The sequence below is a fragment of the Dactylosporangium sp. NPDC050588 genome, assembly GCF_040654975.1.
Lineage (GTDB): Bacteria > Actinomycetota > Actinomycetes > Mycobacteriales > Micromonosporaceae > Dactylosporangium > Dactylosporangium maewongense.
This window is the reverse complement of the sequence record NZ_JBFAJA010000005.1, coordinates 36,011-51,680: the sequence shown is the minus strand read 5'-3', so window position 1 is coordinate 51,680 and position 15,670 is coordinate 36,011. Positions and strand designations below refer to the sequence as shown.

Below are 15,670 nucleotides of genomic sequence, written 5' to 3'. Positions count from 1 at the left end.
ATTCTAGATCCGGATCCAGGTCGTCTCGGTGGTGATCCCGGCGAGCACGTCCGGCAGCGGCTCGACGCCGAGGCCCGGCCCGGCCGGCACGGCCAGGTGGCCGTCGTCGAGCACGAACGGCGCCGTGACGTCGGTGCGGTAGTAGCGGCCGGAGGCGGACGTGTCGCCGGGCAGGGTGAAGCCGGGCAGCGCGGCGAGCGCCACGTTCGCGGCCCGCCCGATGCCGGTCTCCAGCATCCCGCCGCACCAGACCGGCACGCCGTGCGCCACACAGACGTCGTGGATCCGGCGCGCCTCCAGGTAGCCGCCGACCCGGCCGGGCTTCACGTTCACGATCTCGCAGGCGCCGAGCGTGATCGCCGCGGCCGCGCTGCGGGCCGACGTGATCGACTCGTCGAGGCAGACCGGGGTGCGGATGAGCTTCGCCAGGGCGGCGTGGCCGAGCAGGTCCTCCTCGTCGAGGGGCTGCTCGATGAGCAGCAGGTCGAACGGGTCGAGCCGGCTCAGGTGCCGGGCGTCGGCGAGGGTGTAGGCGGTGTTGGCGTCGACCTGGAGCAGCAGCGCGTCGCCGAAGCGCTCGCGGACCGCCCGGACGGGCTCGACGTCCCAGCCGGGCTCGATCTTCAGCTTGATCCGCACGTACCCGTCGGCGACGTACCCGGCGACCGCGTCGAGCAGCTCGCCGATCGAGTCCATGATCCCGACGGAGACCCCGCACGGCACGCGGTCGCGGACCGCGCCGAGCTCCCGGGCGAAGGACCGGCCGGCGGCGCGCAGCTCCGCGTCGAGGACGGCCATCTCCAGGGCCGCCTTCGCCATCCGGTGTCCCTTGTACGGCGCGAGCACCGGCCCGACCGCGTTGGCGTCCAGCCGCGGGGCCGCCCCGAGCGCCGGCACGAGGAACCGGGTGAGCACGTCGATGGCGGCCTCGACGTACTCCGAGGAGTACAGCGGGTCGGCCATCGCCACGCACTCGCCCCAGCCCTCGGCGTCGGGGGTGACCGCCCGCAGCAGCAGCAGGTCCCGGTCGGTGCTGGTGCCGAAGGAGGTGCGGAAGGGCGCCACCAGCGGCATCTTGACGCGCCGCAGCTCGACCCCGGTGAGTTTCATGATGTCCCGTCGTTCCCTTCGGTGAGCACGTACCAGCCGCCCCGGTCGAAGCCGGTCACCCGCCGGCCGCCGGCCATGAGCGTGCCGAGCGTCTCGCGGACCGCGATCCGCCAGGCGTGGGCGGCGTCCGGATCGGTCCGCCGCAGCGTCTCGATGTCCGGCGGCACCGCCACCAGGATCGCCCGCCCGTCTGTGTCCTTGTCGAGGTCACCGGGTGCGGGGCGGCCGTCCGCGGAGCGTCCCAGGCCGACCACCGCGCCCCGGTGCAGTTCGTGTTCGACGGTACGGGTAGCCGGCCGCCCGCCGCACGCCGCCTCCACGGCCGGCGCGGCCAGGTCCCAGCTGACCAGCAGCCGGTCGCTGTCGTCGGCGCCGTTGAGCCCGTCGTTCATGCCGCCGTAGAAGTTGGTCAGGTACTCCGCCGGGGTCGCGGCCAGCTTCGCCAGGTTGAAGTAGGAGTTGCGGGCGACGAGCGGGTCGTAGGTCCACGAGATGGTCCGCAGCCCGCGGCGCACGGCCCAGCCGCGCTGGTGCGTCTTGAGCGCGAACCCGACCGCCCGCCGCCCGCCGCCGGCCGCGACGCCGGTGATGTGGCTGTGCATGGTCGCGTGCGCCGGCGGGCCGAAGAACGCGACGCACGCGCCGACGAGCTCGTCCCCGTCGTACGCGCCGGCGACGTAGTTGTCGGCCTTGCTGAACGCCCGCAGCAGCACGGCGGTGACCGGCTGGTTGGCCGGGTCGGGCCGCCAGATCCGGTCGAACAGCCGGTGCATCGCCTGGAAGCCGTCGTCGCCGGTGATCTCGCGGATGGTCACCCCGGCCGCGTCCGCGGCGGCCCGCGCCTGCGCGTCGGCGGCGTCGGCGACGGCTGCAGCAGCGTCGGTGGCGTCGAGGGTCGCCATCACGCACCCCCCGCGGCGGCTGAGACGTCCAGCACCAGGGCCGCGACGAGCGCGGTGCGCCCGGGCAGCGCGTCGACGAGGACGTGCTCGTCGTCGGCGTGCGCGCCGCCACCGACCGCGCCGAGCCCGTCGAGCGTCGGCGTGCCGACGCCGGCGGTGAAGTTGCCGTCGGACGCCCCGCCCACGGCGGCCCCGGTCAGCGGCGGCAGGCCCAGCCCGGCGGCGAGCACGGCGGCGCGGGCGAAGAGGCCGGCGGACGCGGCGGCGGTCAGCGGCGGGCGGTTGCCGCCGCCCTCGACCTCGAGGGTCGCGCCGTCGAGCACGGGGCGCAGCCCGGCGAGGGCGGCGGCGACCCGGTGCTGCTCGGCCTCGTCGCGGACGCGGACGTCCACGGCGAGCTCGGCGGCGGCCGGCACGGTGTTGGTGGTGGTGCCGGCCGACACCGCGGTCGGTGTGACGGTGGTGCCGAGGGCGGGGTCGCCGAGCCGGTGCACGGCGAGGACCTGGTGGGCCAGCTCGACGCCGGCGTTGATCCCGCGCTCCGGCTCGAGCCCGGCGTGGGCGGCCCGGCCGGCGATCCGGATCCGGTAGAACCCGGCGCCCTTGCGGGCGGTCTTGAGCGCGCCACCGTCCGCGGACGGTTCGAGGACGAGCGCGGCGCGGGCGCCGGCCGCCTCCTGCTCGACGAGCGCCTGGGAGCTCGGCGAGCCGATCTCCTCGTCGCCGGTGATGAGCACGGTCACGGCGGCGCCCCGCCCGGCCGCGGCGGCGGCCGCGTGCAGCGCCATCACGACCCCGGCCTTCATGTCGAAGCAGCCGGGGCCGCGCAGCCGCCCGCCGGTCGTGGCGAACGGGTGCGTGGCGAGGGTGCCGACCGGCCACACCGTGTCGTGGTGGCCGAGCAGCAGGACCCGGTCCGGTCCGGCGCCGAGCCGCCAGCGCAGGTGGGTGCGGCCGTCGACGACGATCCGGTCCGGCGCGACGCCGAGGCGCCGGGCGCCGACACCGGCGAGCACGTCGGCGCTGCGGGCGACGGCGGCGAGGTCGGTGGACGGCGACTCGGCCCGCACGAGCGTCTCGATCTCCGCGAGCAGCGCCGGCAGCGCCGCCCGCATCGACCGCAGCAGGGAAACGGTGTCCAGCTCAGTGTCCATTGTGGACCTTCGGCGTCGCCCGCACCCCGAAGTGCAGGTACGGCTCGCCGGTCGGCAGCGCGTAGAACGTGACCGGCGCCCAGTTCTGCGCCGACGGCTCCTTGACCAGGAACAGGTCGTCCTCGACCGGGACCATCGCGTATTCGCTCACCGGGTCCGGGATCAGCTCGGCGATCGGGCCGGTGACGGTGCTCCGCATGACCGGCCCGCCGTCGCGCTCGAAGACCTCGATGCGGACGCTGGCCCGCTCGTACGTGCCGAGGTACCGCTGGAAGTCGACCTGGACCGGCTCGGCGGGCGGCGCGATCGGGCGCGGCATCGCGACGCCGGCCGCCTCGGCGAAGATCTCCCGGTAGAGCTCGTCGTAGAGGTCGCGGCCGTTGCCGCCGTTGGTGAGCAGGGTGACGGCGAGGCCCTGCTCGGGCAGCAGGCGCAGGAACGCGGACTGGCCGATGGTGTTGCCGTCGTGCCCGATGAGCCGGTGCCCGTCCCAGCCGAACCGGATCCAGCCGAGCCCCCACGAGTCGCCGAGGGAGTACTTGTCGGGCAGCTCGGCGTGCTCGGCGGCCATCGCGGCGGCGCTCGCCTCGCTCAGCACCCGGGTGCCGTCGGGGGCGAGCCCGCCGGTGAGGTGCAGCCGGGCGAACGCGAGCACGTCGGCGGCGGTGGCGTTGATCAGGCCGGCCGGCCCGAGCGAGCGGGGCAGCGCCCACGCCGGCGCGACCTTCAGGTCGTCGGGGTCCTCACCGACGTGGCCGATCGCGGTCCGGTGGGCGAGGGCCTCCTCCGGCAGCGTGCCGGTGCGGCGCAGCCCGAGCGGGCCGGAGAGCCTGGCCCGCAGCGCGGCGTCCCAGGTGCCGCCGGTCAGCTTCTCGATGACCCGGCCGGCGAGGGAGAAACCGGCGTTGCAGTACGACCAGGTGACACCGAGCGGATGGTTCTGAGTCTGCTCGGCGAGCAGCGCCACGTACCGCTCGAGGCAGTCGTCGCCGCGACCGGTGTCGGTGAACACGTCGCCGTCGATGCCGCTGGTGTGGGTGAGCAGGTGCCGCATGGTGACCTGCTTGGTGACCTCCGGGTCGGCGAGGCGGAACTCGGGCAGCACGTCGGCGACCGGCGCGTCCAGGTCGAGCAGGCCCTCGTCGACGAGCTGCAGGACCACGGTCGCGGTCCACACCTTCGAGATCGACCCGATCTGGAACACCGAGTCGGTGGTGGTGGCGACGCCGGTGTCCTTGTTGACGACGCCGTACGCCGCCTCCACGAGCTCGTCGTTGTGCGGGCGCAGGCGCAGGATGCCGAGCGTCGCGCCGGGCACCTTGTGCCGCTGGGCGAGGGCGGTCAGCCGGCGCTGCCAGTGCGCCGCGTCCAGGGCGGGCCGGCGGGGTTCGCGGTCGGCGGCGAACCGCTCGACCCAGTCGACGATCCGGCGGTTGAAGTCGATCCGGTGCGACGGCCGGCCCTGCAGGATGAACAGGTGCGAGGCGTCAGGGTAGAGGACGAGGCGGGTCGGCACGTCCCGCTCGCGCAGCGCGGTGTGCCACTGCTGCGCCTGCCCGGCCGGGCACCGCACGTCGGCGGCGCCGTGCAGGATCAGGGTCGGGGTGCGGACCTGGTCCACCCGGGTGATCGGTGACATGTCGGCGACCGAGCCACCGGCGAGCTCGAAGGCGTTGAGGAAGTGGCCCGCGTCGGCGGTGCCGGACTCGCTGGTCAGGTCGCTGACGACGCCGCCGGCGACGGCCGCGGCGAACCGGTCGGTGACACCGGTCAGGTAGCAGGTCATGTAGCCGCCGTAGCTGTAGCCGGCGACGGCGAGCCGGGCCGGGTCGGCGACCCCTTCCGCGACGAGGGCGTCGACCGGCTCCAGGAAGTCCTTGGCGTCGGCGACGCCCCAGGCGCCGACCGCGGCGGTGTAGAAGGCCTCGCCGTAGCCGTCGCTGCCGCGCGGGTTGAGCAGCAGCACGGTCCAGCCCCGCGCGGCGAGCTCCTGGTGGTACAGGTGGACGTCGTCGGCGGCGGCGTTCCACGCGTTGTGCGGGCCGCCGTGGATGTCCAGCAGCAGCGGGCCGGGCCCGGTCGCCGCCGGGTCGCGGACCAGCCAGCCGTGCACCACGGTGCCGTCGGAGATGGTGAACTCCCGCTCCAGCCGCGGGAACAGGTCGGCCTCGGCGTCCCGCTCGACCAGCACCGTCTCGTCGCCGGTGCTCAGGTCGAGGGCGATGAGCGAGCCGAGGGAGGTCGGGGTGAGCAGCAGGACGACCGCGGTGCCGCCGGCGACGGACAGGCCGGCGACGGAGCGTCCGGCGCCGGCGAGGACCGGTCGCGGGTCGCCGCCGCCGGCCGGGACGGTGTAGAGGTGGGTGTCGCCGCGGTCGCGGGCGCAGAACAGCACCGACCGTCCACTGTCGACGGTCACCGGGAGCGCGCCCGGGTAGCCCGGCCCGCCCGGCATGACGTTGCGGTCCAGCGGGGCGGACAGGCTGGTGACGGGCCCGCCGTCCAGCGGCACGCGCAGCAGGTGCGCGTGGCCGGTGAGCGGGCCGGGGAACCCGGTGACCAGCAGCGCCTCGCCGTCCGCGGCCCAGGTGACGGGGCCGCCGGTGCCGTCGGCGAGCCCGGCGAGCCGTGGCGGCGCCGCCGGGTCGGTGGCGGAGCGCACGTACACCGGGCAGTGCATCGTCCGGTCCGCGTCGGGCGCGGTGGCCGCCGCGTAGGCGAGCCGGGTGCCGTCCGGCGACCAGGCGGGGTCGCCCGCGTGCCAGTCGCCGTCGGTGAACCGGCGGCACGTCCTGGTGGCCACGTCCACGACGTGCACGTGGCTGCGCATGGTGCGCAGGTAGCCGGCGCCGTCGGCGAGGTAGTCGAGCCGGTCCGCGACGATCGGCGCGGCGCCGCGCCGCTGCCGGGCCGCGTCGTCCTCGCCGTCGGCGGCGTGCAGGTCGACCGGCGCGGCGAACGCGATCGCCGTGCCGTCGGGGCTCCACACCGGCCGGCCGGCGCCCAGCGGCAGCGTCGTCAGCTGCTCGGGCTCGCCGCCGCCGGCGGGCAGCAGCCACACCTGCGCCGCTCCGCCGGTGGCCCGCAGGAACGCGATCCGTTGGCCGTCCGGCGACCACGCCGGGGCCGTGTCGGCGCCGCCGCGGGTGAGCTGCTCCGGCCCGCCGGAGCGGGTGCCGGCCCACCAGAGGTTGTGCAGGGTGCGGTCCGCCTCGGCGTCCACGGTGCGGAGCACATAGACGACCCGCGAGCCGTCCGGCGCGATCGCCGGCTGCTCCGGCGCGGCGAGGGTGGGCAGGTCGTCGATGCGCTGGCGTCGGGTCACGACAGACTCCTCGTGGGAAGCGGGGCTTGCTTGTCAAGGCCGGGTCGCGGCGCGGCGAAGTGGCAGGCGGCCAGGTGCCGGTGGGCGGCGCCGTCCGGTTCGGTGTCGCGGCAGACGTCGCGCCGGAGCACGAGCGGGCCGACCGGGCAGCGGGGGTGGAACCGGCAGCCGGCCGGCGGGTGGTGCGGGTCCGTGGGTTCCGCGGCGTCCAGGACGGCTCCGACACCGGCGAGCGTGCCGGGCAGCGCCGGCCCGGGGCCGCCGGGCTGCGGAGCCGAGGCGAGCAGCTGCCGGGTGTACGGGTGCTGCGGGTCGCCGAGCACGTCGTCGACCGGCCCGCACTCGACGATCCGGCCGAGGTACATGACGGCGAGGACGTCGCTGACGTAGCGGACGACCGCCAGGTCGTGCGAGATGAACAGCATCGACAGGCCCAGCCGGCGCTGCAGGTCGCGCACCAGGTTCAGCACGGTGCCCTGGATGGACACGTCCAGCGCGGAGGTGATCTCGTCGGCGACGATCACGTCGGGGCGGGCGGCGAGGGCGCGGGCGAGGGCGACCCGCTGCCGCTGGCCACCGGACAGCTGCGCCGGGTACTGCCGGGCCCGCTCCGGCGCCAGCTCGACCAGGTCGAGGAGCCGGGCGACCTCGGCACGGCGGGCGGCGGCGGTCGTGCCGCGCGGCACCGCCTCGGCGATGGAGGCGCCGATCGTCATCCGTGGGTCGAGCGACGAGTACGGGTCCTGGAACACCATCTGCACGCGGCGTCCGGCGTCGGTGCCGGGGGTGCGCGGCAGCCGCCGCCCGTCCAGCAGGATCTCCCCGCCGGACAGCGGGGCGAGGCCGACCGCGGCGCGGGCGAGGGTCGACTTGCCGGAGCCGGACTCGCCGACGAGCCCCACGACGCTGCCGGCGGGGACGGTCAGGTCGACGCGGTCGACGGCGGTGACGCCGCGCCGCCGCCCGCCGAAGCGGACCGAGACGTCCCGGAAGCTCAGCTCGTTCACCGGACCTCACCCACATGCCAGCAGGCGACCCGCGCCCCGGTGGCGTCGGTCTCCAGCGGCGGTTCCTCGCGCCCGCAGTGCTCGTCGGCGTACGCGCAGCGGGGCGCGAACGCGCAGCCGGTGGGCACCTCGCCGGGCTCGACCGGCCGGCCCGGGATGACGGTCAGCGGCAGGTCCCGGTCGGTGCCGAGGTGCGGCACCGCCGCGAGCAGCGCCCGGGTGTACGGGTGCCGCGCCCCGGCGGGCAGCGCCGCGGCGGCCACGTCCTCCACGACGCGCCCCGCGTACATCACCAGCACCCGCTGGCAGACCTGCCCGACGACGGTGATGTCGTGGCTGATCAGCAGCAGCGCGACCGAGTCGGCGGCCCGGATGTCCTCCAGCAGCGCCAGCACCTGCCGCTGCACGGTCACGTCCAGCGCGGTGGTCGGCTCGTCGGCGACGATGAGCGCCGGGGTGCCCATCAGGCCCATCCCGATCATCGCCCGCTGCCGCATGCCGCCGGAGAACTCGTGCGGGAACTGGTGCGCGCGCCGCTCGGGCGCGGGCAGCCGGACGGCGCGCAGCCGGTCGACGGCCCGCGCGAACGCCTCCCGGCGGCCGAGGCCCTGGTGCTGGACGGCGGGCTCGGCGAGCTGCCGGCCGATGCGCTGGGTCGGGTTGAACGACGACATCGGGTCCTGGAACACCATCGCGAACGAGGTGCCGAGCAGGCGCCGCTGGGCCCGGCTCGGCCCGTGCCGCAGGTCCTCCCCGGCGAACTCCAGCCGGTCGGCGCGCACCTCGCCGGGCGCCTCGATCAGCTGGGCGACCGCCAGGGCGGTGAGGCTCTTGCCGGAGCCGGACTCGCCGACCACGCCGACCGCCTCGCCGCGGCGGATCGTGAAGCTCAGCCCGCGGACCGGGGTCAGCTCGCCGAACGAGACGCGGAGGTTCTCCACGGCGAGCACGGTGTCGCCGTCCTTGTCCACTGTGGACGGCGCGGCCGGCTCCTGCCGGGGCGCGCGGCGCACGGCGGCGAACAGCGGCGTGCTCTGGCCGATCTGCCGGGCGACCGCCTCGCCGGTGAGGTTGAACGCCAGCCCGGCGAGCACCACCGCGGCGCCCGGGACCAGGGCCGCGAGCGGGTGGACGTACAGGCTGTTGAGGCCCTCGCCGAGCAGCCGCCCCCAGTCGTACGACGGTGCCTGCACGCCGAGGCCGAGGTAGGACAGGCCGGCGAAGGCGAGCAGCGAACCGCCGGCCGCGACGGTCGCGTTGACGACGAGCGGCTCACCGATGTTGAGCAGGACGTGCCGGACCAGGACGCGGAGCCGGCCCACCCCGGCGATCCGGGCGGCGGCGACGAAGTCCCGCTCGGCGACCGAGGCGACCAGGGTGCCGGTCAGCCGCGCGAAGGCGGGCGCGACCGCGAAGCCGATCGCGAGGACGGAGCCCTTGGTGCCGACCCCGAAGATGACCGCGAAGCTCAGCGCGAGCAGCAGCCCGGGGAACGCGACCGCGACGTTCACGCCGGCGGTCACGAGGCGGCCGAGGCGCGCGCCGATCAGCTGCGGCGCGGCGCCGAGCAGCAGCCCGATGACGACGCCCAGGCCGGTCGACAGCAGCGCCAGCACCACCGAGAGCCGGGTGGCGACCAGGACCCGGAAGAAGATGTCCCGGCCGAGCCCGTCGGTGCCGGCCCAGTGCGCCGCCGACGGGCCCTGCAGGATGTTCGCGGTGTCCACGGCGTCGGCCCGCCCGCCCCACAGCACGGGCGCCAGGACCGTTAGAGTCAGCACCGCCGTGAGCAGGACCGCCGCGGTCACGCCGAGCGGGGTACGCAGTCGCTTCGGCACGGTTCAGCTCTCCCTGATCGTCGAGCGCGGGTCGAGCAGCGCGAGGCCGACGTCGACCAGGAGGTTGACCAGGAGCACGCCGAGGCCGTAGATCAGCACGATGCCCTGCACCACCGGGTAGTCCTTGGCCAGGATCGACTGGACGATGGTGCTGCCCAGGCCCGGCCACGCGAACACGTTCTCCACCAGGACGGTCGCCGCGACCAGCCCGCCCAGCAGCAGCCCGGCGATGGTGACCGTGGCCGTCACCGAGTTGGGCAGCGCGTGCCGCAGGTACAGCCGCCGGTCCGGCAGCCGCTTCGCGCGGGCGGTGCGGATGTAGTCGGCGTCCAGCACCGCCAGGGTCTCCACCCGCATGATCCGGGCGAGCACCGCGGCCGGGCCGAGGGCCAGGGCGAGGACCGGCAGCACGTAGGAGTCCGGCCCGGCCCGCCCGGCGATCGGCACCAGCCCGAGCTGGACCCCGAACAGGTACACCAGCCCGGCGCCGATCAGGAACTCCGGCACCGCGCCGAGGAACACGCTGGTCGAGGTGAAGCCGAGCTCCAGCCGCCGGCGCCGGCCGCCCCGGGTCAGCACCGCCATGGTCAGCCCGACCGGGACCGAGAGCGCGACGGCGACCAGGAACGCGTACCCGGCCAGCTCCAGCGTCGCCGGGTAGCGCTCCGCGATGACCTGGGAGACCGGCAGGCCGGAGACCGTCGAGGTGCCGAACCGCCCGGCGGACAGGTCGCCCAGGTAGTCCAGGTACTGCCGCCACAGCGGGTCGTCCAGGCCCAGCTGCTCCCGGCGCGCGGCGACCAGCTCGGGCGGTGCGGCGACGCCGAGCGCCGCCCGCACCGGGTCACCCGGGATCAGGTGGATCATGCCGAACGCCGCGGTCAGCAGCACCCAGACCGACAGCAGCAGCCGGCGCGACCGGCGTGCGGCGAACCGCACCCACGCGTTGTCCGTGAGTTTCTCCGTCATCGCTCGCACGCCGGTCACCTCCTTACACCAGCATCCGGATGGACTGCGGGATCATCGAGCCGTCACCGATCTCGAACCGTGCGCCCTGACCGAAGATCGGCACCGTCGAGTTGACGAACGGCACCACGTCGACGTGCTTGAAGATGGCCTTCTCGGCGGCGGCCCACTGCTCGCAGCCGGCCGTGCCGGCGACCGCCGACGCCTCCGTGACCGCCTTGGTGTACTCGGCGTTGTCGATGCCGGAGAAGTTGACGCCGTTCGGCGCGGACGGCCCGGACACGTAGGGCACGACCTGGCTGGGCAGTGGCGTGTTGAGCGGCAGGAACGCCGCCTCCCAGGCGAGCTGCCCGCCGAGGAGGCCGGTGCCGATCTCGGCGTCGGTCACCGGCTTCACGGTGACCTCCGCGCCGACGCTCGTCCAGACCTTCTGCGTGAGCTCGGCGCCGGCCTGCGAGCCGGTGCCCAGGCTGGCCGGGTACGCGATCGCGATGGTGAGCTTCTGCCCGCCCTTCGCGCGCACGCCGCCCGCGCCGGCCGTCCAGCCGGCGGCGTCCAGCGCGGCCTTCGCCGCGTCCAGGTCGTGCCCGGGCAGGTTCCCCTCGACCGTGTTCTGCTTGCACGGCGCGCCGCCCGACGAGACGAGGCCGGTCGGCGGCCTGCCGTTGCCGCTGCTGACGACCTTGCCCAGCTCGGTGAGGTCCAGCGCCTGGACCAGCGCCTTGCGCACCTGCTCGTCGGCGCCGGGCAGCCCACTCTTGTGGTTGAACCACAGCTCGCCGAGCGTCGCCTCGATCTGCCGCTGGTGCAGGTTCGCCGCCTGCACCCGCTGCCGGTCCGGACCGACCAGCTGCGCGGCGTTCGCCTGCTTGGACATCAGCAGGTTGGCCGCGGTCGACTCGTTGGTGACGACCTTGAGGACCGCCGTGTCGGGCAGCCCGCGCTGGTCGGCCTTCCAGTCACCGGGGCCCCACGCGTAGTCCTTGCGCCGGGTGAACGTGTAGTGATCGTTCGCCACCGCCTCGGTCAGCGTGAACATGCCGGTGCCGTCGCCGCCCTGCTTGAGCAGGTTGCGGTCCTTCATGCCCTTGTCGCACACGATCGGCAGGCCGCCGACCATCCGGGCGAGGAACGAGGCCGGCGCGGGCGACGTGACCGTCACGGTGCCGGCCGCGTCGTCGGCCTTCGCGGTGGCGCCCGCCGGGACGAACGCCCCGATCCGCGACGACGCGTTCTTCGGATCGCCGACGAAGTTGATGTTGTCGGCGACCGTTGTCGCGGTGAGCGGGCTGCCGTTGGCGCACTTGACGTCCTTGCGCAGCGTGTACGTGGCGGACGTCGTCGTGCCCTGCCAGGTCTGCGCCAGCCCGGCGACCTCGTTGCCGTCCGGGTCGATGTTGACGAGCGAGTCGTACATGAACCGGTCGACCAGCATCGCGACGGACAGCGACGTGAGGTGGGGGTCGAGCGTGCCGGGGTCGGCGCCGAGCACCATGGTGAACGTCTTGCCGTCGGCGAACGTCTGGTCGCCGGTCACGGCGTTGCCGCCGCAGGCGCCGAGCAGGAGCGCGAGACCACCGAGGGCGGCGATGGTCCGGACAGATCTCATGGATGCCTCCGGTGGTCAGTTGGCGACGCGGCGGATCGCGCGACCGCTGTGGATGTACAGGGCGTGCCCGGTCCCGTCGTCGCCGACGAAGACGTGCGGCAGGTGGACGCCGAGCGTCGCCTTGAGCGGGACGAACCGGTCGGTGGAGAGGTGGACCAGCTCGGTCCGCTCGACCTGGCCGCCGAGCTGGGCCATCAGGCCCCGGGGCCGCTGCTCCAGCCAGAGCCGGCCGTCGCCGTCGCGCTCCACCACCAGCTCGGCGACGTCGCAGCGGTACGTGCCGAGGTAGCGCTCGACGTCGACGGTCTCGGGGACCTCCGGCGGCGCCGGCAGCGGCGGCAGCTCGACGCCGGCCAGGTCCCGAAGGATCCGCGTGAAGATCGCGGTGTACAGAGCGAACGGGTTGCCCCCGTTGGAGACCAGCGCGACCGCGACGTCGCGGCCCGGCACCAGGCGCAGCATCGCGGCCTGGCCGATCGTGTTGCCGTCGTGCCCGATGACCGTGCCGCCGGGCCAGTCGAACACCTCCCAGCCGAGCCCCCAGGCGTCGCCCATCAGGCCGAGCGCGGGCAGCGTGACCTCCGGTCGCCGCATCTGCGCGACGGCGTCGGCGCTGAGCACCTGGGTGCCGTCGGACGCCTTCCCGCCGTCGAGGTGCATCCGGCCGAACGCGAGGAGGTCCCGGACCCGCATGGCGAGCATCGAGCCGGCCGGCGCGTTGGAGCGGGCCAGGGCCCAGATGGGCGCCGCCACCGGGTCGGCGTCCGGCGCTGGCTGGATGTGGCCGACCGCGGCCCGGAACAGGATCGCCTCGTCGGCGCCGTTGGCGGCGTGGGTCAGCCCGAGCGGCCCGAACAGGTGCTCCCGGACGCAGGCGTCGAACGGCTTGCCGCGCAGCACCTCGACGACCCGGCCGAGCACGCAGTACCCGGCGTTGTTGTACGAGAACATCGTGCCGGGCGCGAACAGCTGCGGCGTGTCGCCGAGCGTCGCGACGTACCTCTCGACGCAGTCGTCGCCCTTGCCGGTGTCGGTGAACACGTCACCCTCGAACCCGGCCGTGTGGCTCAGGAGCTGCCGCACCGTGATCGCGGCGGCCGCGTCCTCGTCGGCGATGACGAACTCCGGCACGTACCGCCGGACGGGCGCGTCGAGGTCGAGCTTCCCCTCGTCGGCCAGCTGCATCACCAGCGTGGCCGTCCACACCTTGGTGATCGAGCCGATCTGGAACACCGAGTCGGTGGTGGCCTCCACCCCCGTTGCCCGGCTCAGGACGCCGGCGGCGACGTCGATGACGTCACCCCCGACCGAGACCGCCACCGCGGCGGCCGGCACCTTGTGTTCGACGAGCAGCGCGGGCAGACGCTCACGCAGCCAGTGATGGATGTCACCCAGTTCCGACATGCGGCAACCCTAGGGCGGCCCAACCGGCTCATGTTCGTCTGGAACGACAACTCCACCCCCATGAGTTCGTACCACCGGACAAGCCAGTGCCGCGGTCCCGGCGCGTCACCGGGACCGCGGCGTTGGCGTGGCGGCCGTGCGAATCCCGGGCGCGGCGTGGAGACTGCATCGATGGATCGAACTGTGGTGATCACGGGCGCGAGCTCCGGTGTCGGGTTGGCGGCGGCGGAGCAGTTCGCCGCCCGGGGCGACCGGGTGGTCGTCGTCGGCCGCGACGAGGGGCGCCTCGAGGCGGCGGTCGCGCGGGTGCGGGCCGCGGGCGGCGGCCGCGAGCCGGGGCGCTTCCGGGCCGACTTCGAGCGGCTCGCGGAAGTGCGGGACCTCGCCGCGTACCTGCTCGACACGTGCCCGTCGATCGACGTCCTCGCCAACAACGCGGGCGGGATGGTCGGCGGCTACCGGCGGACGGCGGACGGCTACGAGGCGACGATCCAGGGCAACCACCTGGCCCCGTTCCTGCTGACGAGCCTGCTGCGGGAGCGGCTCACCGGGGCGCGGCTGGTGGCGACCGCGTCGCGGGTGCACACGCAGGGCCGCCCGGACCCGGACGACTTCACCGGCGACGCCGGCACGTACCGCTGGGGTCGCGCGTATGGCGCCGCGAAGTCCGCGAACATCCTCTTCGCCGCCGAGGCCGCGCGCCGCTGGCCGGACGTCACCAGCGTGTCCTTCCACCCGGGCGTCGTGCGCTCCAACTTCGGCGAGGGACCGGTCCGGCTCGTGTACCGGTTCGCGCCGTTCCTGACCACCCCGGAGAAGGCCGGTGCGCTGCTGGTGTGGCTGGCCACCACGCCCGCGGCCGAGCTGACGGACGGCGGCTACTACGTCGGGCACAAGCTCACCACGCCGGCGGCGCACGCGAGCGACCCCGCGGCGGCCGCGAAGCTCTGGGACGCGAGCGCCGCCGCGGTAGCGTTGTAGGACGCCCCGGAGCCCAGCGTGCCAGGGCTCCGGGGCGCTCGTTCGGATGGGTCCGTCACGGGACCTGGGTGATGTGGTCGCAGCCGAAGAACGCCGTGCCGGTGCCCGCGCCGAACCGGCCGCGGACGCAGATCTCGACCGTGCCCGGCTGGATGCCGAGCTGGTCCCGGCGGGCGTGGATCACGCCGTCCTTGTCACCGTCGCGGGTGTGCTCGTCGAGCTCGTACGAGTCCTCCAGGTGGACCTTGCCGTGGTCCTCCGGCGCGCCGGCGCCGGTGGCGATCAGCGGGCCGCGCACGCCCATGCGCACCGTGGCCGGCTGGATCGTCGCGGCGTTGAAGGCCAGGGGGTTGCCGTACTGGCCGGCGGTCGTGGTGAGCACCGCGGCCGGGAGCACCCCGGGGTTGACGTTGACCGGGTTGGTGAGGCTGCCCGGCATGATGTTCAGCGTCACCGGCACGGCACAGTCGACGGCGAAGGTCGCCGTGCGGCTGTTGTTGCCGGCGACGGCGTCGACGACCTTCGCCTTCGCGGGCGCGACCGTCGTGGTGACCGTGACCGTCTGGGCGCCCGGCGCGGTACAGGTGACGTCGTAGGCGCCGTCCAGGGTCACCGGGGCGCCGACCGCGAGCCCGCCGGCGGCGGACGTGCGGCTCGCCGGGGTGACCGTGACGCCCGGCGACCCGGTCGCGGTCTGGGTCACGACGGCGTCGACGGGCCCGTCCGGGCCGAGGTTCGCCACGACCGTCCGCACCTGGACGGTGCTCGGCAGCCCGATGACGGCGAGCGGGTCGCCGGTCACGGTCGCCGCGGTGACGGCCAGGTCGGCCTCGACGCAGTCGGGGTCACCCGGGTGCGCCACGCAGAACTCGTGCACCGCGGGCCGCAGGTCCACGGTCACCAGGTCCGTCCCGGCGTTCACGTCGCGCACCACCATCGTCGCGGTGTCGGCGTCGAACGGCACCGTCAGCGTCCCCGGGCCGTCGCGCACGACGAGCCGCTCCCCGCCGTCGTCGGTCTGGTCGAAGTACCAGCGGGGATCCCAGGCGTTGAACGCGCCGGCCGGTGCCCCGTCCTCGTCCGTCAGCGTGAGCCGCAGCAGCGGCGGGTCGCCGAGGTGGGAGACGGAGCGCTGCTCGCCGACGGTGGCGCCGGCGAGCGTCGCGGACGGGCCGGCGAAGTTCAGGTCGACCAGGAACGACTTGGCCGTGTCCGCGTAGTCGTACTGCGGCTGCGGCGCGGTCCCCGGGTCGACCGGGTCGCCGGGCGCGGCGGCGGACCCGGCCACCGTGACGGCGACCGTGACCGCGACCGCGACGAGGGCGGTCGCCGATGCGGTGATCAGCGCGAGCGCGCGTCGGTTGCGTCTCATGG

Annotated in this window: 11 protein-coding genes; 1 reads left to right on the top strand and 10 read right to left on the bottom strand. The window is 74.8% G+C overall.

The window, feature by feature from the left end; genetic code table 11:
* Positions 1-3 precede the first annotated feature (3 nt).
* The 9 genes from menC to AB0I21_RS04350 are packed head-to-tail and all read right to left on the bottom strand — an operon-like array spanning position 4 to position 13,315.
* Positions 4-1,110 carry an o-succinylbenzoate synthase gene (gene menC / locus AB0I21_RS04390; protein WP_360559029.1) on the bottom strand — a complete coding sequence of 369 codons (1,107 nt, stop codon included), beginning with the start codon at positions 1,108-1,110 and terminating at the stop codon, positions 4-6.
* Positions 1,107-2,012 carry a GNAT family N-acetyltransferase gene (locus AB0I21_RS04385; protein WP_360559028.1) on the bottom strand — a complete coding sequence of 302 codons (906 nt, stop codon included), beginning with the start codon at positions 2,010-2,012 and terminating at the stop codon, positions 1,107-1,109. The genes menC and AB0I21_RS04385 overlap by 4 nt, the downstream gene beginning before the upstream one ends.
* Positions 2,012-3,166, bottom strand: a complete 1,155-nt coding sequence (locus tag AB0I21_RS04380; RefSeq protein ID WP_360559027.1) for a M20 family metallopeptidase — start codon at positions 3,164-3,166, stop codon at positions 2,012-2,014. The genes AB0I21_RS04385 and AB0I21_RS04380 overlap by 1 nt, the downstream gene beginning before the upstream one ends.
* Complete coding sequence (locus AB0I21_RS04375) at positions 3,156-6,491, bottom strand: serine hydrolase (protein ID WP_360559026.1); 3,336 nt, start codon at positions 6,489-6,491, stop codon at positions 3,156-3,158. The genes AB0I21_RS04380 and AB0I21_RS04375 overlap by 11 nt, the downstream gene beginning before the upstream one ends.
* Complete coding sequence (locus AB0I21_RS04370) at positions 6,488-7,498, bottom strand: ABC transporter ATP-binding protein (protein WP_360559025.1); 1,011 nt, start codon at positions 7,496-7,498, stop codon at positions 6,488-6,490. The genes AB0I21_RS04375 and AB0I21_RS04370 overlap by 4 nt, the downstream gene beginning before the upstream one ends.
* The gene (locus AB0I21_RS04365; protein ID WP_360559024.1) at positions 7,495-9,336 is read right to left on the bottom strand and encodes a dipeptide/oligopeptide/nickel ABC transporter permease/ATP-binding protein; all 1,842 of its coding nucleotides are present in this window, start codon (positions 9,334-9,336) and stop codon (positions 7,495-7,497) included. Before AB0I21_RS04365 ends, AB0I21_RS04370 begins: the two co-directional genes overlap by 4 nt.
* Before the next feature lie 3 nt (positions 9,337-9,339).
* The gene (locus tag AB0I21_RS04360; RefSeq protein ID WP_360559023.1) at positions 9,340-10,305 is read right to left on the bottom strand and encodes an ABC transporter permease; all 966 of its coding nucleotides are present in this window, start codon (positions 10,303-10,305) and stop codon (positions 9,340-9,342) included.
* Between the two features lie 22 nt (positions 10,306-10,327).
* Positions 10,328-11,911 (bottom strand): ABC transporter substrate-binding protein, encoded by a 1,584-nt coding sequence (locus AB0I21_RS04355; protein ID WP_360559022.1) that lies wholly within the window; start codon positions 11,909-11,911, stop codon positions 10,328-10,330.
* A gap of 15 nt (positions 11,912-11,926) precedes the next feature.
* Complete coding sequence (locus AB0I21_RS04350) at positions 11,927-13,315, bottom strand: serine hydrolase domain-containing protein (protein WP_360559021.1); 1,389 nt, start codon at positions 13,313-13,315, stop codon at positions 11,927-11,929.
* A 171-nt stretch (positions 13,316-13,486) separates the two neighbouring features.
* Here AB0I21_RS04350 and AB0I21_RS04345 point away from each other — a divergent pair, with 171 nt between their 5' ends.
* A complete protein-coding gene (locus AB0I21_RS04345) occupies positions 13,487-14,296 on the top strand; it encodes an SDR family NAD(P)-dependent oxidoreductase (RefSeq protein ID WP_354891104.1) in 810 nt (269 codons plus the stop codon).
* A gap of 55 nt (positions 14,297-14,351) precedes the next feature.
* Here AB0I21_RS04345 and AB0I21_RS04340 read toward each other — a convergent pair whose 3' ends face one another.
* Positions 14,352-15,668 (bottom strand): hypothetical protein, encoded by a 1,317-nt coding sequence (locus AB0I21_RS04340; protein WP_360559019.1) that lies wholly within the window; start codon positions 15,666-15,668, stop codon positions 14,352-14,354.
* Positions 15,669-15,670 lie beyond the last annotated feature (2 nt).